Origin of the sequence: Mycobacterium neumannii (assembly GCF_048452905.1) — a bacterium.
Taxonomy (GTDB): Bacteria; Actinomycetota; Actinomycetes; order Mycobacteriales; family Mycobacteriaceae; genus Mycobacterium; species Mycobacterium neumannii_B.
Genome location: NZ_JBCGVF010000002.1, coordinates 170810 through 194665, shown reverse-complemented (window position 1 = coordinate 194665; position 23856 = coordinate 170810). Strand labels below are relative to the sequence as shown.

Annotated in this window: 24 protein-coding genes and 1 tRNA gene; 13 read left to right on the top strand and 12 right to left on the bottom strand. The window is 67.1% G+C overall.

Annotated features, from left to right (window positions below; all coding sequences use genetic code 11):
* Positions 1-4: 4 nt before the first annotated feature.
* The gene (metG, locus tag AAHH99_RS05565) at positions 5-1588 is read right to left on the bottom strand and encodes a methionine--tRNA ligase (RefSeq protein ID WP_418767774.1); all 1584 of its coding nucleotides are present in this window, start codon (positions 1586-1588) and stop codon (positions 5-7) included.
* 24 nt (positions 1589-1612) lie between these two features.
* Here metG and AAHH99_RS05560 point away from each other — a divergent pair, with 24 nt between their 5' ends.
* From AAHH99_RS05560 to rsmA, 3 genes are all read left to right on the top strand, one after another.
* Complete coding sequence (locus tag AAHH99_RS05560) at positions 1613-2461, top strand: TatD family hydrolase (protein ID WP_418767773.1); 849 nt, start codon at positions 1613-1615, stop codon at positions 2459-2461.
* Positions 2462-2551: 90 nt separating this feature from the next.
* Positions 2552-3679, top strand: coding sequence for a transglycosylase family protein (locus AAHH99_RS05555; RefSeq protein ID WP_418767772.1), 1128 nt, complete (start codon positions 2552-2554; stop codon positions 3677-3679).
* A complete protein-coding gene (rsmA, locus tag AAHH99_RS05550) occupies positions 3676-4584 on the top strand; it encodes a 16S rRNA (adenine(1518)-N(6)/adenine(1519)-N(6))-dimethyltransferase RsmA (RefSeq protein WP_094293049.1) in 909 nt (302 codons plus the stop codon). The genes AAHH99_RS05555 and rsmA overlap by 4 nt, the downstream gene beginning before the upstream one ends.
* On the opposite strand, the gene AAHH99_RS05545 is transcribed toward rsmA, so the two are convergent.
* Complete coding sequence (locus AAHH99_RS05545) at positions 4571-5368, bottom strand: serine/threonine-protein kinase (RefSeq protein WP_418767771.1); 798 nt, start codon at positions 5366-5368, stop codon at positions 4571-4573. The genes rsmA and AAHH99_RS05545 overlap by 14 nt on opposite strands.
* A gap of 80 nt (positions 5369-5448) precedes the next feature.
* Between AAHH99_RS05545 and AAHH99_RS05540 the strand changes: the two genes are divergently transcribed.
* The 4 genes from AAHH99_RS05540 to AAHH99_RS05525 all read left to right on the top strand — a co-directional run bounded on the left by AAHH99_RS05540 (position 5449) and on the right by AAHH99_RS05525 (position 10316).
* Positions 5449-6423, top strand: coding sequence for a 4-(cytidine 5'-diphospho)-2-C-methyl-D-erythritol kinase (locus tag AAHH99_RS05540; protein ID WP_418767770.1), 975 nt, complete (start codon positions 5449-5451; stop codon positions 6421-6423).
* Between the two features lie 339 nt (positions 6424-6762).
* On the top strand, positions 6763-8397 hold the full coding sequence (locus AAHH99_RS05535; RefSeq protein WP_418767769.1) for a fatty acyl-AMP ligase: 1635 nt from the start codon (positions 6763-6765) through the stop codon (positions 8395-8397).
* Between the two features lie 114 nt (positions 8398-8511).
* Entirely contained in the window at positions 8512-9456 is a 945-nt protein-coding gene (locus AAHH99_RS05530) for an ATP-binding cassette domain-containing protein (protein WP_418767768.1), read from the top strand.
* On the top strand, positions 9453-10316 hold the full coding sequence (locus AAHH99_RS05525) for an ABC transporter permease (protein WP_418767767.1): 864 nt from the start codon (positions 9453-9455) through the stop codon (positions 10314-10316). The genes AAHH99_RS05530 and AAHH99_RS05525 overlap by 4 nt, the downstream gene beginning before the upstream one ends.
* On the opposite strand, the gene AAHH99_RS05520 is transcribed toward AAHH99_RS05525, so the two are convergent.
* On the bottom strand, positions 10313-11362 hold the full coding sequence (locus AAHH99_RS05520) for a phosphotransferase family protein (protein WP_418767766.1): 1050 nt from the start codon (positions 11360-11362) through the stop codon (positions 10313-10315). The genes AAHH99_RS05525 and AAHH99_RS05520 overlap by 4 nt on opposite strands.
* 82 nt (positions 11363-11444) lie before the next feature.
* Here AAHH99_RS05520 and AAHH99_RS05515 point away from each other — a divergent pair, with 82 nt between their 5' ends.
* The gene (locus AAHH99_RS05515; RefSeq protein ID WP_418767765.1) at positions 11445-12287 is read left to right on the top strand and encodes an alpha/beta fold hydrolase; all 843 of its coding nucleotides are present in this window, start codon (positions 11445-11447) and stop codon (positions 12285-12287) included.
* Here AAHH99_RS05515 and AAHH99_RS05510 read toward each other — a convergent pair.
* Complete coding sequence (locus AAHH99_RS05510; protein ID WP_418767764.1) at positions 12262-12831, bottom strand: TetR/AcrR family transcriptional regulator; 570 nt, start codon at positions 12829-12831, stop codon at positions 12262-12264. The genes AAHH99_RS05515 and AAHH99_RS05510 overlap by 26 nt on opposite strands.
* A 122-nt stretch (positions 12832-12953) precedes the next feature.
* On the opposite strand from AAHH99_RS05510, the gene AAHH99_RS05505 reads away from it, so the two are divergent.
* Genes AAHH99_RS05505 through AAHH99_RS05490 form a run of 4 tightly spaced genes read left to right on the top strand, consistent with a single transcriptional unit; the run spans position 12954 to position 16925 of the window.
* Positions 12954-13886 carry a metal-dependent hydrolase gene (locus AAHH99_RS05505; protein ID WP_418767763.1) on the top strand — a complete coding sequence of 311 codons (933 nt, stop codon included), beginning with the start codon at positions 12954-12956 and terminating at the stop codon, positions 13884-13886.
* Between the two features lie 6 nt (positions 13887-13892).
* A complete protein-coding gene (locus AAHH99_RS05500) occupies positions 13893-15056 on the top strand; it encodes a hypothetical protein (RefSeq protein WP_418767762.1) in 1164 nt (387 codons plus the stop codon).
* 60 nt (positions 15057-15116) lie between these two features.
* A complete protein-coding gene (locus AAHH99_RS05495; protein WP_418767761.1) occupies positions 15117-16145 on the top strand; it encodes an epoxyqueuosine reductase in 1029 nt (342 codons plus the stop codon).
* A 57-nt stretch (positions 16146-16202) separates the two neighbouring features.
* Entirely contained in the window at positions 16203-16925 is a 723-nt protein-coding gene (locus tag AAHH99_RS05490) for a cutinase family protein (RefSeq protein ID WP_418767760.1), read from the top strand.
* Positions 16926-16927: 2 nt separating this feature from the next.
* Here AAHH99_RS05490 and pth read toward each other — a convergent pair whose 3' ends face one another.
* The 8 genes from pth to AAHH99_RS05450 all read right to left on the bottom strand — a co-directional run bounded on the left by pth (position 16928) and on the right by AAHH99_RS05450 (position 23034).
* Positions 16928-17506, bottom strand: a complete 579-nt coding sequence (gene pth / locus AAHH99_RS05485) for an aminoacyl-tRNA hydrolase (RefSeq protein WP_418767759.1) — start codon at positions 17504-17506, stop codon at positions 16928-16930.
* Positions 17507-17512: 6 nt separating this feature from the next.
* Complete coding sequence (locus AAHH99_RS05480; RefSeq protein WP_418767758.1) at positions 17513-18190, bottom strand: 50S ribosomal protein L25/general stress protein Ctc; 678 nt, start codon at positions 18188-18190, stop codon at positions 17513-17515.
* 140 nt (positions 18191-18330) lie between these two features.
* Entirely contained in the window at positions 18331-19203 is an 873-nt protein-coding gene (locus AAHH99_RS05475; RefSeq protein WP_418767757.1) for an oxidoreductase, read from the bottom strand.
* 95 nt (positions 19204-19298) lie between these two features.
* On the bottom strand, positions 19299-19946 hold the full coding sequence (locus tag AAHH99_RS05470; RefSeq protein ID WP_418767756.1) for an LpqN/LpqT family lipoprotein: 648 nt from the start codon (positions 19944-19946) through the stop codon (positions 19299-19301).
* A gap of 32 nt (positions 19947-19978) precedes the next feature.
* The gene (gene arsC / locus AAHH99_RS05465) at positions 19979-20320 is read right to left on the bottom strand and encodes an arsenate reductase (glutaredoxin) (RefSeq protein ID WP_094293034.1); all 342 of its coding nucleotides are present in this window, start codon (positions 20318-20320) and stop codon (positions 19979-19981) included.
* Positions 20321-21301, bottom strand: a complete 981-nt coding sequence (locus tag AAHH99_RS05460) for a ribose-phosphate diphosphokinase (protein WP_418767755.1) — start codon at positions 21299-21301, stop codon at positions 20321-20323.
* 98 nt (positions 21302-21399) lie between these two features.
* Positions 21400-22878 carry a bifunctional UDP-N-acetylglucosamine diphosphorylase/glucosamine-1-phosphate N-acetyltransferase GlmU gene (glmU, locus tag AAHH99_RS05455; RefSeq protein WP_418767754.1) on the bottom strand — a complete coding sequence of 493 codons (1479 nt, stop codon included), beginning with the start codon at positions 22876-22878 and terminating at the stop codon, positions 21400-21402.
* Between the two features lie 84 nt (positions 22879-22962).
* Positions 22963-23034: transfer RNA gene (locus AAHH99_RS05450), tRNA-Gln, on the bottom strand.
* A 159-nt stretch (positions 23035-23193) separates the two neighbouring features.
* Here AAHH99_RS05450 and AAHH99_RS05445 point away from each other — a divergent pair.
* Positions 23194-23799 carry a TetR/AcrR family transcriptional regulator gene (locus AAHH99_RS05445; RefSeq protein ID WP_064401528.1) on the top strand — a complete coding sequence of 202 codons (606 nt, stop codon included), beginning with the start codon at positions 23194-23196 and terminating at the stop codon, positions 23797-23799.
* Positions 23800-23856: the final 57 nt, after the last annotated feature.

The following is a 23856-nucleotide window of genomic DNA, read 5'->3' as shown; positions in this document are numbered from 1 at the left end:
CGAATCACTCAGCCTGGTAGCGGGGGAACACACCGGTCGGGGCCGGTAGGGCGGTGCCTGGCTTCAGCCGGGTGCTGATAGCGGCGAAGGTTCGTTCGTCGGGGTTCTGCCCGAGCAGATCGAGCAGCTTGGCCGACGAGTCGGGCATCACGGGCTGCGTCAGCAGCGCGGCGATCCGCACGACCTCGAGCGTCGTGTATAGCACTGTGCCGAACCGACGCTGATCCTGCGCCGCCTCGGACTTGCGCAGCACCCACGGTTCCTGGGCCGAGAAGTACCTGTTCGCCGCGCCGAGGACCGACCAGATCGCCTCGAGTGCCAGGTGCATCGCGACGGCGTCGTAATGGCCACGCACCCGGTCGGTCAGCGCGTCGGCCGATTCGAGCAGCGCCGCGTCGTCGGCGGTGAGGTCCCCTGGCTCGGGGACGATCCCGTCGAGGTTCCTGGCCACCATCGACAGCGAGCGCTGCGCCAGGTTGCCCAACTCGTTGGCCAGGTCGGCGTTGATGCGGCCGATGATCGCGTCCTCGCTGTAGCTGCCGTCCTGACCGAACGGCACCTCACGGAGGAAGAAATAGCGCACCTGGTCGAGTCCGAACGTGTCGACGAGGTTCACCGGGTCGATGATGTTGCCCACCGACTTGCTCATCTTCTCGCCGCGGTTGAGCACGAAACCGTGCGCGAAAACCCTGCGCGGCAACTCGATTCGCGCCGACATCAGGAACGCAGGCCAGTAGACGGTGTGGAAGCGGATGATGTCCTTGCCGATCATGTGCAGATCGGCCGGCCAGTACCGTTTGAACGCTTCCGACGATGTGTCGGGGAAGCCGACACCGGTCAGGTAGTTGGTCAACGCGTCCACCCACACGTACATGACGTGGTCTGGATGGTCGGGCACCGGCACGCCCCAGTCGAAGGTGGTGCGCGAGATCGACAGGTCTCTGAGCCCGCCGGAAACGAAGCTGACGACCTCGTTGCGCCGCACTTCGGGCTCGATGAACTCCGGGTGCGCCCGGTAGTGCTCCAGCAAGCGGTCCGTGTAGGCCGACAGCCGGAAAAAGTACGTCTGCTCTTCGGTCCACGTCACGGGCGCGCCGGTCTCCACAGCGACCCGCACGCCGTCGGCGGCGACGTTGGTCTCGGCGTCTGTGAAGAACCGTTCGTCGCGTACCGAGTACCAACCCTTGTAGGAGTCGAGGTAGATGTCACCGGCGTCGTTCATCCGGCGCCAGATCTCCTTCGAGGCCTCGAAGTGGTCGGCGTCCGAGGTGCGGATGAACCGGTCGAAGGAGATGTTCAACTTCTCCTGCAGGCGCTCGAACACATCGGAGTTCTGCCGCGCCAGGTCGGCGGTGGGGATGCCCAGCGTTCTCGCCGCCTCGGCCATCTTCAGCCCGTGCACGTCGGTACCGGTCAGGTATCGCACGTCGTATCCGTCCAGCCGCTTGAACCGGGCGATGGCGTCGGTGGCGATGTACTCGTAGGCGTGGCCGACGTGCGGATCGCCGTTGGGGTAGGCGATCGCGGTGGTGATGTAGAAGGGCGCGCCTGGGCTTGGCGCTTGCGCCCCGGGGACAGCAGTAGTCATTTCAACTCAGCTTATGGTGTGGCGGTGAACGTGAAGCGCTCAGGCAGAAGGGAACGGCCCCCCGCCCCGGATCCGCTGAGCCCGCTGATCGACGCGCACACCCATCTCGACGCATGCGGTGCGTCGGACGCGGCCGACGTCACCGCGATCGTCGACCGCGCGGCAGCGGTCGGCGTCCGGGCGGTCGTCACCATCGCCGACGACCTCGACTCCGCGCGCTGGGCCACCGAGGCCGCCGACGCCGACGATCGGGTCTACGCCGCCGTCGCCCTGCATCCAACGCGGGCCAACGCCCTGACCGACGACGCAAAGGCCGTCGTGGAGCGGCTGGCCGGGCACCCCCGCGTCGTCGCGATCGGCGAGACCGGCCTCGACCTGTACTGGCCGGGCAAGCTGGAAGGCTGTGCGGAACCGGACAGCCAGCGGGACGCTTTCGCCTGGCACATCGACCTGGCCAAGCGGACCGGTAAGCCGCTGATGATCCACAACCGCGAGGCCGACGACCAGGTGCTCGACGTGCTGGCCGCCGAAGGCGCCCCCGACACCGTGATCTTCCACTGCTTTTCCTCGGGACCGGAGATGGCGCGTCGGTGCATCGACCAGGGCTGGCTACTGAGCCTGTCGGGCACCGTCAGCTTCAAGAACGCCATAGCCCTGCGCGAAGCCGCACAACTGATCCCGCCCGGGCAAATGCTGGTCGAGACCGACGCGCCGTTCCTTACGCCCCACCCGTACCGCGGCGCGCCCAACGAGCCGTACTGCCTTCCCTACACTGTGCGGGCGGTGGCGGAGATCGTCGGTAAGCCGGCGGAGGCCGTCGCACGCGAAACCACCACCGCAGCCGAACGCGCGTACGGCCTCGCGAGTTGCTGACTCGAGGCCTCTCCGTTACCGTGCTGTGACCGAAAGCGAAGCACCGCGAGGGCGCGGAGCTCCGTCCGATAGTCGGGGATATACGACGTTTTGAACACTTTCACAAAGCTCCACGAGGCGCGTTCACCGCTACTTCGTCTGCTGGTCGGTGCGACGTTGCTCGCACTCACCTTCGCGGGCGGTTACGCGATAGCTGCGCACAAGACCGTCACGCTGACCGTCGACGGGTCGTCGACGACGGTGGCGACCATGAAGTCGCGCGTGATCGACGTGGTCGAGGAGAACGGGTTCGACGTCGGCGACCGCGACGACCTGTTCCCGGCCGCCGATCAGCCCGTGAACCAGGCCGACACCATCGTGCTGCGCCGCAGCCGTCCGCTTCAGCTCTCGCTGGACGGCGAGGACAGCAAGCAGGTGTGGACGACCGCGTCGACGGTCGACGAGGCTCTCGCCCAGCTGGAGATGACCGACAAGGCGCCCGCGGCCGCGTCGCGCGCCAGCCGAGTTCCGCTGGCAGGAATGTCGCTGCCTGTGGTCAGTCCCAAGACCGTGCACATCGACGACGGCGGAACGACGCGCAGCGTCACCCTGGCCGCCCCCAACGTCGCGGGTCTGCTCGCCGAGGCGGGCGCCCCGCTCGAGCAGCGTGACGCCGTGGTTCCGGCCGCATCGGCCCCCGTCACCGACGGCATGCACGTGCAGGTGACGCGTAACAGGATCGACAAGATCGCCGAGCGTGTGCCGCTGCCGCCCGTACTCAAGCGCATCGAGGACCCGACGCTGAACCAGAGCCGCGAGGTCGTCGAAGACCCGGGGATGCCGGGCACACAGGACGTGATCTTTGCCGTGGCGAAACTCAACGGTGTGGAGACCGGCAGGTTGCCAGTAGCCAATGTCGTTGTAACGCCGGCCCGTGAAGGGGTCGTGCGGGTGGGAACCAAACCCGGTACCGAGGTGCCGCCGGTGTCCAACGGATCGACCTGGGACGCCCTTGCCCGGTGCGAAGCCGGAGGTAATTGGGCGATCAACACCGGCAACGGATATTACGGCGGCGTTCAATTCGACCAAAACACATGGGAGCGCAACGGCGGTCTGCGCTATGCTGCGAGAGCCGATTTGGCGACAAGAGAAGAACAAATCGCGATTGCTGAAGTCACTCGGGCGCGACAAGGGTGGGGCGCGTGGCCGACTTGTAGCGGGAGGATTGGTGCGCGCTGACCATTCGACTACTCGGGCGGACCGAGATACGACAACTGGCGAAGGCGATCGACTTTCGGCCGCGCAAATCGTTTGGCCAGAACTTCGTCCATGACGCCAACACCGTACGGCGAATCGTTTCGGCGTCCGGTGTCCACAAGCACGACCATGTTCTCGAGGTCGGGCCCGGTCTGGGCTCGCTGACGCTGGCGTTGCTCGACCGCGGCGCGCGGGTGACCGCCGTCGAGATCGACCCGGTGCTGGCCCGGCAACTGCCGACCACCATCGCCGAGCATTCGCACAGCGAGATCAACCGGCTCACCGTGCTCAACCGCGACATCCTCGGATTGCGGCGCGAGGAACTCGACGAGGAGCCCACGGCCCTGGTCGCCAACCTGCCGTACAACATCGCCGTGCCGGCGCTGCTTCATCTGATGGCGGAATTCCCCTCGATCCGCACCGTGATGGTGATGGTGCAGGCCGAGGTGGCCGAGCGGCTCGCGGCCGAACCGGGCGGCAAGGATTACGGCGTGCCGAGTGCCAAGGTGCGCTTCTTCGGCAAGGTCCGGCGGCACGGCATGGTGTCGCCGACGGTGTTCTGGCCGATCCCCCGGGTGTACTCGGGCCTGGTCGGCATCGAGCGCTACGAGACGTCGCCGTGGCCGACCGACGAGAGCTTCCGTGAGCAGGTGTTCGAGCTGATCGACATCGGGTTCGCCCAACGGCGCAAGACGGCGCGCAACGCGTTCGCCGAATGGGCGGGTTCGGGTAACGAGTCGGCGCGCAGGTTGCTCGCCGCCAGCATCGATCCCTCACGCCGCGGGGAGACCCTGTCGATCGCCGACTTCGTCCGGCTGCTGCAACGGTCAGAAGAGGTCGACAAGCCGGTGGTTCGGGAAACCAAGGGTTCGATCAGCGTCCGCTGACGGCACGGGTGATCAGCGCGACGAACTCCCGGCAGGACCGGTAGCGGTCGGCTGGTGCCTTCGCCAGGGCTTTGGCCACGATCGAGTCGAAGGTGCGTGGCAGCCAGTCGAATTCAGCTGAGAATCGTGGTGGCGGGCGATGCAGGTGCGCCTCGACCAGCCCGACTCGGGACTCCTCCCGAAACGGCGGTGACCCGGTGATCAGTTCGACCGCCGTGCAGGCCAGCGCGTATTCGTCGGCGGCTTCTGTCGGCGCCCGACCCGCGATCAGCTCCGGTGCCGAGTACGGCAGCGAGGCCTCCACCTGTGTCGGGCGGCGGCCGATGCCGTCGGTGATCTCGACCGCCACCCCGAAGTCGATCAGCACGGCGTGCGGGCGCTCGGGCTCGACCAGGATGTTGGCGGGTTTGACGTCGCAGTGCACGATCGCGCGGTTGTGCATGTAGTCCAGCGCGTCGGCGATCTGGCCGAGGGCGCCGAGGCGCTCGGGCATCGTCGGCAGGTTCTGCACTCCGCCGCCCGCGACGTACTGCATCGTCAGCCATCCCGGGCCCCGCTCGTACACGGTGACGATGTGGGGGTGGTCGAGCCGGTTGGCGAATTCGAACTCACGCCGCAGCCGGGCCACGTGCGCTCGATCGCGAGCGTGTTCGTCGAGGACCTTCAACGCGGCCACCCGCCGCGGGTTGTGCGCGGGGTGTACCCGGTAGACCGTGGCCGATCCGCCGTGGCCGAGGACCTCGTCGACCACGTAGTCGTCGAACCGGTCACCGGCGGACAGCACGAGCTCACACTAGTGCCGCCGACGGCGCCGACCCGCCGACAGGACGACTGGCCGGCGACTCCTTTCGATAGTGTCGTGCCGTGCCGGGCTGGAACGGGAACACCGCCTCCGAGTGGGTGCCGACGGGGTCGGTCACCGTGCGAGTGCCTGGCAAGGTCAACCTCTATCTGGAGGTGGGTGACCGCCGCGACGACGGCTACCACGAGCTCACCACCGTGTTCCACGCCGTCTCGCTGCTCGACGAGATCACCGTCAGCAACGCCGACATGCTGACGCTGGAAGTGTCCGGTGAAGGGGCCGAATCGCTGCCAGCCGACGAGCGCAACCTCGCGTGGCAGGCGGCGGAGTTGATGGCCGAACACGTGGGGCGGGCACCGGATGTGGCGATCTCGATCGACAAATCCATCCCCGTCGCCGGTGGTATGGCCGGCGGCAGCGCTGATGCGGCGGCGGTACTGGTCGCGATGAACACGCTGTGGGAGTTGGGGGTGCCGCGGCGCGATCTGCATGCGCTGGCTGCCCGACTGGGCAGCGACGTGCCGTTCGCTCTGCACGGAGGGACAGCGTTGGGCACCGGGCGCGGTGAGGAGCTGGCGACGGTGCTGGCGCGCACGACATTTCACTGGGTGCTGGCCTTTGCCGACGGCGGGTTGTCGACCCCGGCGGTGTTCGCCGAGATCGACCGGCTGCGCGACTCGGCGGGGCCGGATCGCGAGCCACCGCCGCGGCTCGAGGACGCCGAACCGGTGCTGGCCGCGCTGGCCTCCGGCGATCCGGCTCAACTCGCCCCGCTGCTCGGCAACGACCTGCAGCCCGCCGCGCTGAGCCTCGATCCGGGGTTGCGCCGCACACTGCGCGCGGGCACCGAGGCCGGAGCCTTGGCAGGCATCGTGTCCGGGTCGGGGCCGACGTGCGCTTTTCTGTGCGCCTCGGCGGGCCAAGCGGTCGACGTCGGCGCGCAATTGGCGGGCGCGGGAGTGTGTCGGACCGTGCGAGTGGCCAGCGGCCCCATTCAGGGCGCGCGGGTGGTGCCGACGCCGTCGACGTCGGCGTGACCTCGTGTCGCCGGGGAACAGTTTGGTCACGAGAGGGTGTGACCCAGACCTCAATAATCGCGAGAGTTTGGTGGCTACTTAAGAGTTGCATAAGATGACCGATGGTGAAGATTAGCTGTCATGCATCGGACACGACTTTCTTTCCCGCCGGAGACCTCGGTGGGCGCCTCGTCGGATATGGCGAAGGCTCGGTGCATCACCAATTCGAGACGAAACCGCTCCCGACTCGTATGCGCGCCTTCGCGGCCGCGTCTCTGATCGGGCGGAGCATATGACGAGGATTTTTGCGCTGAGCCCCATGCCGCAGGCGCAGCGGCTCCAGGAACCGAGGAGGGTGTCGTGAGCCGATTCACCGAGAAGATGTACCGCAACGCCCGCACCGTGACGACGGGCATGGTCACCGGTGAACCGTACGAACCCGTCCGCCACACCTGGGGCGAGGTGCACGAGCGCGCCCGCTGCGTCGCCGGTGGTCTCGAAAAGGCCGGTATCGGCCTCGGCGACGCGGTCGGCGTGCTGGCCGGCTTCCCCGTGGAGATCGCCCCGACCGCTCAGGGTCTGTGGATGCGCGGCGCCAGCCTGACCATGCTGCACCAGCCCACCCCGCGCACCGACCTCGCGGTCTGGGCCGAGGACACGATGAACGTCGTGCGGATGATCGAGGCCAAGGCCGTCATCGTCTCCGAACCGTTCATGGTCGCCATCCCGGTGCTGCAGGAGCAGGGCATCACTGTGCTCACCGTGTCGGACCTGATGGCCTCCGAACCGATCGACCCGATCGACGTCGGCGAGGACGATCTCGCGCTGATGCAGCTGACCTCCGGCTCCACGGGCTCGCCCAAGGCGGTCCAGATCACGCACCGCAACATCTACTCCAACGCCGAGGCGATGTTCATCGGCGCCGAGTACGACGTCGAGAAGGACGTCATGGTCAGCTGGCTGCCGTGCTTCCACGACATGGGCATGGTCGGCTTCCTGACCATCCCGATGTACTTCGGCGCGGAACTGGTCAAGGTCACCCCGCTGGACTTCCTGCGCGACACCCTGCTGTGGGCCAAGCTCATCGACAAGTACAAGGGCACGATGACCGCGGCGCCGAACTTTGCGTATGCGTTGTTCGCCAAGCGGTTGCGCCGCCAGGCCAAGCCGGGTGAGTTCGACCTGTCCACGCTGCGGTTCGCGCTGTCGGGCGCCGAGCCCGTCGAGCCCGCCGACGTCGAGGACCTGCTGGACGCCGGCAAGCCGTTCGGCCTGAAGCCCGACGCCATCCTGCCCGCCTACGGCATGGCCGAGACCACGCTCGCGGTGTCGTTCTCTCCGTGCGGCGCAGGTCTGGTGGTCGACGAGGTCGACGCCGATCTGCTGGCCGCGCTGCGCCGCGCCGTGCCCGCGACCAAGGGCAACACCCGCCGGCTGGCCTCGCTGGGACCGCTGCTGCGCGACCTCGAGGCCCGCGTCATCGACGAGCAGGGCAACGTGATGCCGCCGCGCGGCGTCGGCGTCATCGAGCTTCGCGGTGAATCCCTGACCCCCGGCTACATCACCATGGGCGGATTCATCCCGGCGCAGGACGAGCACGGCTGGTACGACACCGGCGACCTCGGCTACATCACCGACGAAGGCAACATCGTCGTGTGCGGCCGAGTCAAGGACGTCATCATCATGGCCGGCCGCAACATCTATCCGACCGACATCGAGCGCGCCGCATGCCGTGTCGAGGGGGTCCGACCGGGATGCGCCGTCGCCGTGCGCCTCGACGCGGGCCACTCGCGCGAGACGTTCGCCGTCGCCGTGGAGTCCAACGCCTGGCAGGATCCCGTCGAGGTGCGCCGGATCGAGCAGCAGGTCGCCCATGAGGTCGTCGGCGAGGTCGACGTGCGTCCGCGCAACGTCGTCGTGCTCGGACCCGGCACCATCCCGAAGACGCCGTCGGGCAAGCTGCGCCGCAGCAACTCCGTCTCGCTCGTCACCTAGTCCCCCAGGTGCGCGAGTGACCGTGTTTGCACCCCGACACGCCGCGTAGCGCCTGCATTTTGCGGTCGCTCGCCACGTAATGAGCTGTCCGTGAATGGCGATACGTTCGGTGTCATGCCTTCCGCTCCCGCCATCGAGGCAATCGATCTTGTGAAGCGCTTCGGCGACGGCGAACCGGCCGTCGACGGTGTCAGCTTCACCGTTCCCCCCGGTACGGTGCTCGGGCTGCTGGGCCCCAACGGCGCCGGCAAGACCACCACCGTGCGGATGATGACGACGTTGACCGCACCGACCAGCGGCACCGCCCGCGTCGCCGGCTACGACGTCATCCGCGAACCCAATCAGGTGCGCCGCAACATGGGCCTGACCGGGCAGGTCGCCACCCTCGACGAGCTGCTCACCGGCCGCGAGAACATCCGGATGATCGGCGGGCTCTACGGCATCCGCAAAAAGGACCTCACCAGGCTGGGTGATCAACTGCTGGAACAGTTTTCGATCGCTGACGCCGCCGATCGCGTGGTGAAGTCGTACTCGGGCGGCATGCGTCGCCGGCTCGATCTCGCGGTGAGCCTGCTCGCCTCGCCGCCGGTGTTGTTCCTCGACGAGCCGACCACCGGCCTGGATCCTCGCAGCCGCAGCGAATTATGGGACGCGCTAAGAGGTCTCGTCGAGCAGGGCACCACGCTGCTGCTGACTACGCAGTACCTCGAAGAGGCCGATCAGCTCGCCGACAACATCCTGGTGATCGACAAGGGGCGCATCATCGCCGAGGGTTCGCCGCTTGCGCTCAAACAGCAGGCAGGCAACGCCAGCCTGGTCGTCACCGTGACGAACGCCGAGGACCTCTCCGCGGCCGAGGCGCTGCTCGCCGCGGACGGTAGCGAAGTGTTCGTCAACGCAGGCGCACGCGAATTGACCGCGGCCGCCGAGGGCCTCGACGACATGATCCGCGTCGCGGGCATGCTGCGGGATAACGACATCGGGTTGTCGCGACCCAGCCTCGACGACGTCTTCCTCTCGCTGACCGGTCACCGCAGCGAAGAGGAGGACGGTACATGACCACCGAGGACATCACGACGGTCGCGCCACCACCGCGGACCCAGAGACGACGGGTCGCGCTGCGGACCCCGAACATCGCCCAGCAGTCCTGGATCATGGTCAAGCGCAACATGATCCACACCAAACGCATGCCCGAGATGTTGAGCGACGTCACCGCGCAGCCCATCATGTTCGTCCTGCTGTTCGCGTTCGTGTTCGGAGCGTCGATACCCAACCCGGGCGGGACCAACTACCGCGAGTTCCTGCTGCCCGGCATCCAGGCGCAGACCATCGTGTTCTCGGCGTTCGTCGTGGCATCCGGCATCACCGCCGATGTCGAGAAGGGCATCATCGACCGGTTCCGGTCGCTGCCGATCTCCCGGTCGTCGGTGCTCATCGGGCGCAGCATCGCCAGCTTGATCCACTCGTCGCTGGGTGTGGTGGTGATGGCCCTCACGGGCCTGGCGATCGGGTGGCGCATCCGCGGCAGCGTCGCCGAGGCGGTGCTGGCCTTCGCCCTGGTCCTGGTCTTCGGTTTCGGCATGATCTGGTTCGGCATCTTGATCGGGTCGCTGCTGCGCACGGTCGAGGCCGTCAATGGGGTGATGTTCACCGTCTTGTTCCCGATCACGTTCCTGGCCAACACATTTGTCCCGACGGAGCCGATGCCTCACTGGCTGCGGGTCATCGCCGAGTGGAACCCGGTGTCGTCGCTGGCTCAGGCGATGCGCGAACTATGGGGCAACGGCGGACCCGCGCCCGACAGTGCGCAGCTGCCGCTGCACCATCCGGTGCTGGCCACCATCCTCTGGTCTCTGCTGCTGACGGCGGTCTTCGCGCCGTTCGCCCTGCGCGCCTACGCCCGCCGCACCGGCAGCTAGGCGCGAATCGTCGCCACCGTCCATGCGGGCAGGATCGGCGCCCGGGTGAGGAAGTGCTCCGACTGTCCGGTCGCGCGCAACAGCACCTGCGTCCGCAGGATGCAACAGCCCATGCGGACCATCGCGAATATCTCGTACCAGTCGAGATCGCGCAGTGGCCTTCCGAGCATCTCCTCGTAGCGTCCGATAACCGAAGCGCGGCTGTCGAAGCCTTCGAGTTCGGGGTCGAGGTCCAATCCGTTGACCTCGAGCATCTGCTTGCGGGTGGCCAGCCACCACGCGATATCGGCTTCGGCCGGGCAGATGCAGGCCTGCTCCCAGTCCAACGCGCCGACGAGTTCTCCGGAATCGTCGAAGATGGCGTTGGACAACCGCGCATCACCCCAGCAGATGCTCAAATCTGTTGTGGCAGACGGCGTGCGGTGGGTCAGCCAGTCGAACGCCTCGGCGATGACGTCGGGAATCTGGTCATCAGTGCCCCACCTGACGTACTCGCGCCACCACTCGAGCTCGGCGCTGACGCCGACTCCCTCGGGTCGGGCCAGCCACGGGGCCTGCTCGGGCGGCACCCGATGCAGGCGCGCCAACGTCTCCAGGAACGAGTCGTGCACTCGGCGTTGCACGCTCACGCCGGAGCCGTGCAGCCAACCCCGCGTCGCATAGCTGGTGTCCGACGGTGTGTGGCCGACGATCCGGGGCATTACAAGGAATTTCGAACCGATCCACGACGCGTCGGGCTCGTAGACGATCGGTGACGGTGTCGCGACACCGTGCTCGTGGAGAAGCTCCTGCGTCGCCGACTGCGCGTCCAGGTCGTAGTCGGGAAAGATCCCGCCGCCCGCCGGCGGTATCCGGATGACGTGCTCGCTGGGCCGTCCGCCGATCTCGACGTCGAACACCAGAGTTTCGCTCGACCAACCCGAGGCCCGGTTTGCCGGCCGCAGTTCGGATACCACCACCTCGTCGGCGTGCCGACTGGCGAACCAGTCCCGCAGCCTCGCGCGGGTGGCCTCCAGGTCGCGTCTGACCAGAGCGATGCCCGCCATGCAAGAAGGCTTACACGCGGGCGCTGCGATGTAAAGAAACAACCTGTTACATCCGGTGGTTCGTATGTAATACGCTCGCGAAGTGACCCGACCGCAAGTCGTCACCTTCGGCGACATCGACGACTACGACCGGCCGCTCGCGGTCCTGGTTCACGGTTTCCCCGACACCCCGTTCACATGGCGCCACCTCGGGCCCCGTCTGGTCGGCCACGGTTATCGCGTCGTCGCACCGTGGCTCCCCGGATACGACGCGCCGATCGGGCGCCGGGTCAGCGTGGGCACCTATGTACGTCATGTGCGACAGGTCGTCCAGGCGAGCGGGGCCGACGACCGCGCGGTGCTGATCGGTCACGACTGGGGTGCGCAGGCCGGCTACGGCGTGGTCGCGGACCCGTCCCCAATGTTCGCGCGCTACGTGGCGCTCGCCGTACCGCCGATCGGGGCCCTGGCGACCGGCCTGTTCACCTACCCCCAACTCAAACGGTCGTTCTACATCTGGTTCATCCAGCAGGTCGGATTGGCCGAGGCGACGCTGCTCGCGCCCGGGTTCTGGGAGTCTCTGTGGTCGGACTGGTCACCGGGATACGACTGCGCCGAGGACATCGCCGAACTGCGCAGGCATCTCACCGCGGAGAACATCGCCGACGTCGTCGGTCCGTACCGTGCATCCTTCAATCCCGAGTTCGGCGACCCCGAAGCCGTAGAGGAGACCGCGGCGACGATGGTGCCGCCCCCGGTCCCGACGCTCTACCTGCACGGACGGAACGACGGCGCGATAGGCGCTGAGCTGCTCGGTGGCCTGGACGAGTACCTGCCGACCGCGGGGTCGTCGTACGAAGTCATCGACGGCGTGGGGCACTTCCTGCACCTCGAACAGCCCGAGCTGATCGCGGCAACGATCATCGACTGGCTGGACGCCGACTGAGCGGCGCCGAACGGCCGTTGCGCACGGCGTCGAGGCCGGCGGCGTGGCGCAGTTCGGCGAGGAAGCTTTCGGCGCTGCCTCCTCCGAGCAGGTAGTGGCACACCGCGATGCGAACCACGGCCGCCGCGGCGACGTCCTTGTTGTCGCCGGGGATGATCCGCGCGATCCGCTCGTGCATGATCGGCAACACCCGCCTCATCTGCGCAAGTACGTGTTCGGGTTCCACATCGGCCAGCGATCCGAGTGAGTAGGTGCTCTGGAACTCGACGATGAAGCGCAACGCCGCGTCGAGGCGGTCGGGACCCACGAGGCCCGTCATCGCGCTCGCGATCCCCGCGTCGAAGTTGTCCTGCTCGTAGAGGCCGAACGCCTCGAGCAACCCCTCCTTCGAACCGAAGTGGCGGTACAGCGTCGGGCGCGAGACGCCTGCTTCGGCGGCGACATCGGACAGCTGCAACTTTCGCCGACCGTCCCGGGCCAGCACGACGAAAGTGGCCGCGAGGATGCGCCGCCGCGACTGCTCGGCATCCTCGGTACGGGCCATGACCAACCTTTACATCTGTGGGTTCAAATGTCACACTTACGCTACATCAAGCCCGAGCGCCCTATTAACGGGCGAGTCACCGGACTCTAGCGATGTCGCGTCCGGTGCGGAGGAGAGCAACGGTGACCGACCTCATCGTCCGCAAGATCGGATGGGAGTTCGACGCCTCAGTGCCGTTCATGTGGCAGCCGGCCAACCCGAATTTCGGATTGTTCTGCAACACGTTCACGTTCATCGCGGTGCCCTTCGAGCGCTACATCGTCAGCGCGGTGCGGATGGCCGCGGACCGGTTGGCCGAAAGCCCCCGCGTCGCGGAGGAAGCCGAGGGGTTCCTCAAGCAGGAAGCCCAGCATGCGGCCGCGCATCGCAAGCACATGCTCGCGCTGATCGACCGCTACCCCGACCTCGAGCAGTGCTACGCCGACGCCTGCGCGGCCTACGACAAGCTGCTGAGGGATGAGCCGGTCGCCTTCCACCTCGCCTACATCGCCAACCTGGAAGCCACGTTCACCCCGCTGTTCAAAGTGATTCTCGACCACCGTGATCCGCTGTTCGGCGGCGGCGATGTCCGGGTCGCCTCGCTGATGATGTGGCACTTCGTCGAGGAGATCGAGCACCGCAGTTCGGGGCTGATCCTGTGCAATCACGTCAACCCCCACCCGTGGTCGCGCGTCAAGCACATCAAGCGGACGTTCAGCCATGTCGCCGCCATAGCCGACGCGATCGCGACGGTGTTCGACGAGGTCGTCCCGATCGAGGATCGCGCCGTCTCCACCCGCGAGTTGCTGTCCGGCGACTTTCTGACCGGTGAGCTCAAACACCGGCTCCCCCTCGTGCGCAGCCGACGCGACCGCGGGGGAGCGCCCACGATCTTCCAGCCGGTACCGACCGCCGACCTGGCGAAAATGGTGTGGCGGCTGGCGCTTTCGCAGACGCCGTACCACAATCCGGCCGATCAGCCGCTGCCCACGTGGGCGCAGACCTGGATGCACGCCTACGACAACGGCGCAGACATGACCACGTTCGCCCGGTCGTCGGGCACCACGGGAAGGTGACATCGCTTGTTGACGACGAACTACGGCGGTCTGGTACCCGAAGACGAGTCGCTCACCCACCAGATCGTCGACACGTTCGCAACGGTCAGCCAGTCGGATCCGTCATGGACGGAGAAGATCTGGTCGCTCGCGCATGCGCGGGACAACTCGCTGCAGGTCGTGCTCGGCATCGGAAAGTACACCAACCGTGGAGTGTTCGACGGTGCGGCCGGGGTCTGCCGCGGCACCGAGCAGTGGACCGTGCGCGGCGGGCGCCGCCTGTCGGCCGATCCCTCCTCGACCGCCGTCGGGCCCATCCGCTATCGCGTGCTCGAACCGCTGCGGTCGATTCAGGTCAGCCTGGAGGCCACCGAACACGCACCGATCTCCTTCGACGTCGTCATGCGGGGCAGCTTCGACGCGGCGCTGGAGGACCCGTGGCCCGACCGCAGCCCCGACGGCTACCGCGTGACCCATAATGTGTTGCGCTACCACCAGATCGGTGTGGCATCGGGGTGGGTCGAGGTCGATGGCCGCCGCACCGAGATCGGGCCCGACGAGTGGATTTCGGTGCGCGACCATTCTTGGGGCCTGCGTCCCGGGGTCGGCAAACCCATCCCCGGCCTGCCTCGTGGCGGGCGCAAGATCAAGCAAATGTTCATGACCTGGCTGCCGATGACGCTGACGCGCCCCGACGGGTCGGCGTACTCGCTGTTCGTGATGTATCAGGAGGAGCGCGGCGACGGCTTCCTCGAGATCCGTTGTCAGGCAGAGCAACAGAACGACGACGGGACATCGCACCGGTTTGTCTCGGTGGAGCAGGATCTGCACTTCAACGACGAGAACCGGCGACTGACCCATGGCACGGTCACGTTGATCGACTCCGACGGGTCCCGGCGACCGCTGACGATCACCGCGGCCGGACCGACGGGCTTTCACCTCGGCACGGCTGGCTACTACGGCTGGAACGACTGGGTCTACGGCCAGTGGGTGGGCGATCTGCGTGTGGAGGGTTACCACGTGACCGACTGCGACACCGCGGAGAACGCGCGCAAGCTGCATCAGCTGCGGGATCTGCTGGTCCGCGTGGAGGATCCGGTGGGTGGCGGTTCCGGGCTCGGCAACGCCGAGACGTTCGCGCTGGGGGAGTTCCCGGAGCGAGGGCTCACCGCCGAGAACTCGTTCCTCTGAATCCAAACGAGCGTGACGCCTCTGGGCGCACCCATCTGAGTATTATGTACTATACCTAGCATGGTGCACAAAGCCGGCCGACTGGACGACCACCCCACCGTGCGCAAGGTGCGCTCGCGAAAGGCGACGACGCCGGGCATCGTCGATGCCGACTGGCTCCGCCGGGTATGCCTGGAGGCCGGGGTCGACGACGTCGCATTCGTCAGCGTCGACAACCCGGACCTGGCCGCTGAGCGTGAGCACGCCGACGCGGCCCTGCCCGGCGTCCGCAGCTACATCGCGCTCGTGGTGCGGATGAACCGCGACAACGTCCGCTCGGCGGCCCGCAGTGTGGCCAACCAGGAGTTCCACCGCAGTGGCGAGATCATGAACGAGGCCGCCCACCGCATCACGCGGGTGCTTCAGGACGCGGGATACCGGGCGATCAATCCGTCGATGTCGTTCCCGATGGAGATGGACCGGTACCCCGGCCGCATCTGGGTGGTCGCGCACAAGCCCATCGCCGTGGCTTCGGGCTTGGGCGTGATGGGCATCCATCGCAACGTCATCCATCCGAAGTTCGGGAACTTCATCCTGCTCGGCACAATTCTTCTCGCTGCACCTGTTTCGAGTTACGGTGAGCCGCTGGACTATTCACCGTGCCTGGAGTGCAAGCTGTGCGTCGCGGCATGCCCGGTCGGCGCGATCAAGAAAGACGGTGATTTCGACTTCCTCGCCTGCTCGGTACACAACTATCGCGAGTTCATGGGCGGTTTCACCGACTGGGTGCAGACCGTCGCCGACAGCGAGGACGGCGCCGATTTCCGCTCCCGCGTGAGCGATTCGGAGAACGCCTCGATGTGGCAGAGCCTGTCGTTCAAGGCCAACTACAAGGCCGCATACTGCCTGGCGGTGTGCCCGGCGGGCGAGGATGTCATCGAACCGTATCTCGATGACCGCAAGGGGTTCATGGACCTGGTGTTGCGGCCGCTGCAGGAGAAGAAGGAAACGCTCTACGTGCTGCCCGACTCCGCGGCCAAAGAGCACGCTGAACGCCGGTTTCCCCACAAACACGTGAAGGTCGTCGGCAGCGGCATCCGGGGGGTGTGACGCAGGCCGCCGGCCGCGCGCGGAATACATCGTCGTCGACTGGGCGTTTGGCCATGCATGAAGACGAGACTGCCGCTGCGTCGGCTGATGATCATGGTTGCGGCAGTATTCATCTCGGGTGCGGCGCTGGGTGCTCCGCTCGTGATGTCGGCAGCACCGGCCGCTGCGGCGCCCACCGGGGAGTGTCCCGATGTGCAAGTGGTGTTCGCTCGCGGCACCGGGGAACCGGCGGGCGTCGGCCGCGTCGGCCAGGCATTCGTCGACACGTTGCGACCGCTCGTGGGCGACAAGTCCGTTGCCGTCTACGCGGTCAACTATCCCGCGACACGGGACCTCCTGCGCGCCGCCGAGGGTGCCAACGACGCCAGCCTGTTCGTCCAGAACATCGCCGCCACCTGCCCGGACACCAGGATCGTGCTTGGTGGGTACTCACAGGGTGCCGCCGTGATCGACGCCATCGCCCTGGCGAACACGCCGACACTCGGCTTCACCCAGCCGATGCCCGCCACGGTCGCCGACCGCGTCGCCGCGGTCGCGGTGTTCGGCAATCCCTCCATCCGCCTGCTCGGCGGTCCGCTCACCGCGCTGAGCCCGGCGTACGGGGCCAAGACCATCGACCTGTGCAACGGCGCGGATCCGGTGTGCTCCAACGGAAACGACGTCGCGGCGCACAGCCTCTACGTCGAGTCAGGACTCACTGCGCAGGCGGCGCAGTTCACCGCCGACCGCCTCGGCGCCGCCGCGCCGATCACCACGCTGTCCGGCCACACCGGAGGCTGACGTCAGCCCCAGGCGTGCACGATGTTCTGCGCCGGCTCCACGCCCTGTGCCACTAGAATCTCGGTGGCGTCGGCGGCCTGCTCGCAGATCGTCGGGACGTCCTTCCACTCCGCGGAGGTGAAGGTGCTCAACACGAAATTCGCGCCTTCGGTGCGGCCGGGCGGCCTACCGATGCCGATCCGGACGCGCTGAAAGTCGTTGCTGCCCAACGACGAAGCCACCGATCGTAGACCGTTGTGCCCGGCCACGCCGCCACCGAACTTCAGCCGGATCCGGCCGAAGTCGATGTCGAGCTCGTCGTGGATCACGACGATGTCGGCCGGTGGCACCGAGTAGAACTTGGCCAGCGGTCCGACCTGCCGACCCGACTCGTTCATGTAGGTACGCGGTTTGGCCAGCACCACCGAGCGTCCGGCGAGGCGGCCGGTGACCACCTCGGCGCCGGACTTCTTGTGCACCTTGAATCCCGAGCCGATGCGATCGGCGAGGATGTCGGCGACGAGGAACCCGAGGTTGTGCCGCGTCGTGGCGTATTGCGGTCCCGGATTGCCCAGGCCGACCACGAGTAGTGGTTCGGCCATGCCGGACTACTCGGATTCTTCGGCGGGAGCCGCCTCGGCGGAGTCGCCCTCGCCCTCGTCGGCGACCTCGGCGACCTCGGCTTCAGCCTCCTCCGGCGTCTCACCGCCGCCCTCGGCCTCGAGCTCCTCGGCCGTCGGCGCGACGACGACGTTGACCACGAGCGAATCGGGGTCGGTCACCAGCGTGACACCCGACGGCAGCTCGAGTGAGCCCGCCGTGAACTGCGTGCCCGCCTCGACGCCTTCGACCGAGACGACGACGTTCTCCGGAATCGACTGCACGTCGGCTTCGACCTCGATCGTGTTGGTCTCCTGGGTGACCAGGGTTCCGGGCACCGCGTCACCCTCGATGACGACGTTGATCTCGACGACGACCTTCTCGCCACGGCGCACGACGAGCAGATCCGCGTGCGTGATGGTGCGGCGGATCGGGTGGATATCGAGAGCCCTGGTCAGCGCGAGCTGCTCCTTGCCGTTGATATCGAGGGTGAGCACCGCGTTGGTGCCCGAGTTGCGGAGCACGGCCGCGAAGTCACGGCCGTCGAGTTCGAGGTGCTGCGGATCGGTGCCGTGACCGTAGAGGACCGCGGGCACCTTGCCGTTGCGGCGGGCGCGGCGCGATGCGCCCTTGCCGGTCTCGGTGCGGACCGCCGCGGTCAGGTTGTTGGGGGCGTTCTTCGCCATGATGTGGGTGCTCCTGTCGTGTGCTCAGCACGGCGGGGCTCAACCACAAGGTTCGCGTCGATAACGGTGGCCTCCGCTGGCGCGGCCACCCTCGCCGTGATCACCGGCCAGGGTAGCCGGAAACGGTCCTGCGCCCCAAATCAGAGCGGGAACGCGGTCTCAGTGAGCTGCTCGGAGAGCTCCCACAGTGCCGTCGCCATCCGGCCGTCGCGAGCCGGCGGGCTGCGGAAGCCCGTCGGCCCGGTCGGACCGCGGCTGCCGAAGCGCGGGCCGACGAATGTGTCGCCCGGCAGATCCTCGGCCACCGCGTACAGGGTCTGGCGGGCACCGAAGTCGGGCTCGGTGGCGAACACCCGGTTGGCGGCGAGCCAGAAGCGCGTCCCGATCGGGTTGCCGGTCTGGCCCTGCAGGTTCGTGGCGGAGTAGCCCGGATGCGCGGCGATCGCCCGGATCGGCGAGCCCACCTCGTCGAGTCGACGCTGCAGATCCTTCGTGAACAGCAGGTTCGCGAGCTTGGACTGACCGTAAGCCGGCCACGCCAGGTAAGGCCGGGCCTTCCAATTGAGGTCCTTGAGGTTGATCCGGCCGAAGATGTGCATGACCGAGGACACCGTCACGACGCGATCGCTGATCTTGGGCAGCAGCAGGTTGGTCAGGGCGAAGTGGCCGAGATGGTTGGTGCCGATCTGGCTCTCGAAGCCGTCGGCCGTCAACGCGTACGGGACGGCCATAATGCCGGCGTTGTTGACCAGCACGTCTACGGCGTCGATACCGTCGGCGAACGCGCGCACGGATGTCAGGTCCTGCAGGTCAAGCTTGCGGACCTCGACGTCCCCGGTGATCGTCGCCGCGGCCTCGTCACCCTTGGCGGTATTGCGCACGGCGAGGATGACCTTGGCGCCTGCTCCGGCCAGTTCGCGCGCCGTGATCAAGCCGATGCCGCTGTTGGCGCCGGTGACGATGACGGTGCGTCCGGTGAAGGAGGGCAGATCCGCGGCGGTCCAGTCGCTCATGGCGACCACCCTAGTGACGTACCGCGAAATGGCATTCCAGCAGGTCTCCACTCGCACTTTCGCTGCTGGAATGCCATTTCGCGCAAAAACTGGGGCTACTTCGGTGGTGGTTTGGGGACCGCGACGTTGAAGCCGCTGATGATCTTCTCGATGTCGGGGGCCTCTTCGGCGGCTTTCTGGGCGAAACTCGTCACCGTGAACTGGACGAGATAGCGCTGATTGGCGGGCGGTGCGCCGGTCGCGATGACGATGCGGTTGTAGCTGTGCATCCGGGTGCCGTTGAGGTCGTAGCTGCCCTCGATCATCGCCGACGGGAAGCCCTTGAAGTCGTCCATGGACGCGTTGAGGCGCTTGAAGTTCTGCGACATCTCGGCATCGACGTAGCCGTGCTTGATCGCCTCGCGGGGATCGAAGTCGCCGGTCAACTTCATCACAACCAGCATCGCGATCGGGTACGTCTCGCCCTTGGCGATCACCCTGGTTCCCGGCGCGAAGTTGGTGTTGAAGTACGGCTCCCACCCGGCAGGCGTCGGATACGAAACCGTCAGATCGGTGAGCTTCTCGGGGAACACGGGCTGCCCGGTCACACCGGCCTGTTCCAGGAACGCCGCGACGGGCACCGGCTTGTCATCGGGGTTGGCGGTGGTCGACGGCGGCGACGAGGAGGTCGACCACACCGACTGATAGTTGGGCGGTTCGGTGCCGCAGCCGGACACAGCGGTGATCGCACCGACGACCGTCACCGCAGCGGCGAGAGCTCGAAAGCCTCGACGGCTCACAGAATCTCGCGCACCGCGTCGATCGGCCGGGCCAACCGGGTGCCCTTCGGCGTGACGACGAACGGCCGCTCGATCAGGATCGGGTTGGCGGCCATCGCGTCGAGGAGCTCGTCGTCCGAGGCGTCCGCCAAACCCAGTTCGCCGTAGAGGGATTCACGCTTACGCACGGCGGTGCGCACGTCGATACCGGCGTCGGAGATCATCTTCTCCAGCTCGGCGCGGGTCGGCGGGGTCTTCAAGTACTGCACGATCTCAGGCTCGATCCCGTTCTCGCGCAGCAGATCGAGCGTCTTGCGCGAGGTCGAGCACTTGGGGTTGTGGTAAATCGTCGACGACATCTATGCCGACCCGTCGAAAAGACTTGTCACCGAGCCGTTGTCGAACACCGCGCGGATCGTGTTCGCCAGCAGCGGGGCGATAGAGAGCACGGTCAACTGCGCGAAGTGCTTGTCCTCGCCGATCGGCAGCGTGTTGGTGACGATCACCTCGCAGGCGCCCGAATCGGCCAACCGCTCGCGGGCCGGATCCGACAGCACACCGTGTGTCGCCGCGATGATCACGTCGCCGGCGCCGTCCTGCTTGAGCAGCTTGACCGCACCGGCGATGGTGCCGCCGGTGTCGATCATGTCGTCGGTCAGCACACAGGTCTTGCCCCGCACGTCGCCGACGACGCGGTTGGACACCACCTCGTTGGGTTTGAGTGGGTCGCGCGTCTTGTGGATGAACGCCAGCGGGACGCCTCCGAGGGAGTCCGCCCACTTCTCGGCGACGCGAACCCGGCCGGAGTCGGGGGAGACGACCACCATGTCGTGGTGGGAGTAATGCTCGGCGATGTACCCGGTGAGCAGCTTCTGCGCCCGCATGTGGTCGACCGGTCCGTCGAAGAAGCCCTGGATCTGGTCGGTGTGCAGGTCAACGGTGACGATCCGGTCGGCGCCCGCGGTCTTGAGCAGGTCGGCAACCAACCGCGCCGAGATCGGTTCGCGCCCGCGGTGCTTCTTGTCCTGCCGTGCGTACGGATAGAACGGAAGGATCGCGGTGATCCGCTTGGCGCTGCCGCGCTTGAGCGCGTCGATCATGATCAGCTGTTCCATCAGGTGCTGGTTCAGTGGCGCCGGATGGCTCTGCAGCACGAAGGCGTCGCAGCCGCGGACGGATTCGTCGAACCGGACGAAGATCTCGCCGTTGGCGAAGTCCCGCGCGGTCTGCGCCGTCACGGGTACGTCGAGTTCCTTGGCGACCTGTTCAGCGAGTTCGGGGTGCGCCCGACCCGAGAACAGCATCAAATTTTTGCGATTGTCGGTCCACTCGGTGCCCACAGTGCGCCCTCAAGGTCGGGGATCGATACCGGCTAATCCTACGTAGCTTGACGCGCCGGCCGTGTCCGGGTGGCCAGATCGTGAACGGCCGGGGCGGCTCATCGGGATTCAGCGTTGTCCGTAGCCGACCCGTCCTCGTCGGCCGATGCCTGTTGCGCGGCCCGCGCCGCCGCCGACCCCGGCCGTTTGCGCGTCACCCAGCCCTCGATGTTGCGCTGCGGCCCCGCCGACACGGCCAGCGCACCGGGCGGCACGTCGTCGCGCACGACGGTCCCCGCCCCGGTGTAGGCGCCGTCGCCGACGGTGACCGGGGCGACGAACATCGTGTCCGACCCGGTCCGGACGTGTGAGCCGATCGTCGTGCGGCTCTTGGTCTCGCCGTCGTAGTTGACGAAAACGCTGGACGCCCCGATGTTGCTGTGCTCGCCGATGTCGGCGTCGCCGACGTACGTCAGATGCGGCACCTTGGTGCCGGTGCCGATGGTCGAGTTCTTGGTCTCGACGAACGCGCCGAGCTTGCCGTCGGCGCCCAGCACGGTGCCCGGCCGCAGGTAGGTGAACGGTCCGACCGTCGCGCCGTCGCCGATCACCGACGAGCTGGCGTGCGTACGGCACACCGTCGCGCCGTCACCCACCGTGACGTCGGCCAAGGTCGTGTCGGGCCCGACCTCGCACCGCCCGCCGATGCGGGTGCCTCCGAGCAGTTGGGTGCCAGGCTTGACGATGGTGTCGCGGCCGATGGTCACGTCGACGTCGATCCACGTCGTGGCGGGATCGACCACGGTGACCCCGGCCCGCTGGTGCGTGGCCACGATGCGGCGGTTCAGCTCGGTGCCCAGCTCGGCCAGCTGCACGCGATCGTTGACCCCGGCCACCAGCATCGAGTCGTCGACGTGCTTGGCCCGCACGACGAGCCCGTCGGAGCGCACGATCGAGACGACGTCCGTCAGATACTGCTCCTGCTGGGCGTTGTCCGAGCTCAACCGGCCCAGCGCGGACCGCAGCGCGACGGCGTCGAACGCGTACACCCCGGCGTTTATCTCGGTGATGGCCCGCTGTTCGGGGGTGGCGTCGGCCTGCTCGACGATGCCCATCACTTCGCCGTCCTGTGTGCGCAGGATGCGGCCGTACCCCGTCGGGTCGGGCAGCGTGGTGGTCAACACGGTCGCGGCGGTGGGCCGGGTGTCGTGTGTGCTGATCAGGTCGGCCAGCGTGTCGGCGTCGAGTAGCGGCACGTCACCCGAGGTCACCACCACCGTGCCTGCGAAGTCGACCGGCAGTGCCGCCAAACCGCAGTGCACGGCGTGTCCGGTACCGAGCTGCTGCTCTTGAGTTGCGGTGTCGATCGGGCGCCCGAGCTCGGCGGCCAGCCGCTCGACCTCGGGCGTCACCCGGTCCCGGTCCTTGCCGACCACGACGACCAGGTGCTGCGGGGCCGCCTTGGCCACCGCGTGCAGGGCGTGGGCGAGCATGCTGCGACCCGCCAGGGTGTGCAGCACCTTCGGGGTGTCGGACCGCATTCGGGTTCCGGCACCGCCCGCGAGCACGACCACCGCGGTTTCAGGGGCTGCCGTCATCCGGTCTCCTGCCTATCGGATGTGCGGTTTCATACGCGACACGCCGGTCACGCCGCATGTAAGCGCACAGTCGCGGCCAAATTGCTCCGTCGCCAGGACTCGAACCTGAACTATCTGAACCAAAATCAGAGGTGCTGCCGATTACACCACGACGGATCGGACAACTCGTGATGCTAGTCCAATCGCCGGACCCCTCTTCGTTTGTTCCCGACGGCAGGCGCCCCGCCGCCTGATCGCCGCCCGACCACTACATCTGCATCTAACCTGGTAACCGTGGCAGCACTCGACAAGGAGGTCAGGGCACCGCGGGCGCGGATGACGGGCGCCGAGCGGCGCCACCAGCTCATCGAGGTCGCGCGCAAGCTCTTCGCCGAGCGCGGCTACGAGGGCACCTCGATCGAGGAGATCGCCCAGCGCGCGAACGTCTCCAAGCCCGTCGTCTACGAGCACTTCGGCGGCAAAGAGGGCCTGTACGCGGTGGTCGTCGACCGCGAGATGTCGGCGTTGCTCGACGGGATCACCTCGTCGCTGACCCGGATGACCAACAACCGCTCGCGGCTGCGCATCGAACGGGTCGCACTCGCCCTGCTGACCTACGTCGACGAGCGCACCGACGGCTTCCGCATCCTGATTCGTGACTCCCCGGCGTCGATCACCTCAGGCAGCACCTATTCGACGCTGCTCAACGAGGCCGTCAACCAGGTGTCCTCGATCCTGGCCGGCGACTTCTCCCGCCGCGGACTGGACCCGGAGATGGCGCCGCTCTACGCCCAGGCGTTGGTCGGCTCGGTGTCGATGACCGCGCAGTGGTGGCTCGACGTGCGCGAGCCCAAGAAAGAGGTTGTCGCAGCGCATCTGGTCAACCTGTGCTGGAACGGGCTGATGCATCTGGAGAACGATCCGCTGTTGCTCGACGAGTGACGTAGATCTCGTCAACGGATCCGCGCAAACCCTCGTCGCGGCAAGCCTTTCGGCGCG

Bases quoted from the DNA above. Each gene is read 5' to 3' on its own strand.
- AAHH99_RS05530 (WP_418767768.1), top strand. From the start codon at position 8,512: ATGCCTTCCGCTCCCGCCATCGAGGCAATCGATCTTGTGAAGCGCTTC.
- AAHH99_RS05525 (WP_418767767.1), top strand. From the start codon at position 9,453: ATGACCACCGAGGACATCACGACGGTCGCGCCACCACCGCGGACCCAG.
- glmU (WP_418767754.1), bottom strand. From the start codon at position 22,878: ATGACGGCAGCCCCTGAAACCGCGGTGGTCGTGCTCGCGGGCGGTGCC.
- AAHH99_RS05520 (WP_418767766.1), bottom strand. From the start codon at position 11,362: ATGGCGGGCATCGCTCTGGTCAGACGCGACCTGGAGGCCACCCGCGCG.
- AAHH99_RS05510 (WP_418767764.1), bottom strand. From the start codon at position 12,831: ATGGCCCGTACCGAGGATGCCGAGCAGTCGCGGCGGCGCATCCTCGCG.
- metG (WP_418767774.1), bottom strand. From the start codon at position 1,588: ATGACTACTGCTGTCCCCGGGGCGCAAGCGCCAAGCCCAGGCGCGCCC.
- pth (WP_418767759.1), bottom strand. From the start codon at position 17,506: ATGGCCGAACCACTACTCGTGGTCGGCCTGGGCAATCCGGGACCGCAA.
- AAHH99_RS05490 (WP_418767760.1), top strand. From the start codon at position 16,203: ATGAAGACGAGACTGCCGCTGCGTCGGCTGATGATCATGGTTGCGGCA.
- AAHH99_RS05480 (WP_418767758.1), bottom strand. From the start codon at position 18,190: ATGGCGAAGAACGCCCCCAACAACCTGACCGCGGCGGTCCGCACCGAG.
- AAHH99_RS05495 (WP_418767761.1), top strand. From the start codon at position 15,117: ATGGTGCACAAAGCCGGCCGACTGGACGACCACCCCACCGTGCGCAAG.
- AAHH99_RS05475 (WP_418767757.1), bottom strand. From the start codon at position 19,203: ATGAGCGACTGGACCGCCGCGGATCTGCCCTCCTTCACCGGACGCACC.
- AAHH99_RS05445 (WP_064401528.1), top strand. From the start codon at position 23,194: ATGACGGGCGCCGAGCGGCGCCACCAGCTCATCGAGGTCGCGCGCAAG.
- arsC (WP_094293034.1), bottom strand. From the start codon at position 20,320: ATGTCGTCGACGATTTACCACAACCCCAAGTGCTCGACCTCGCGCAAG.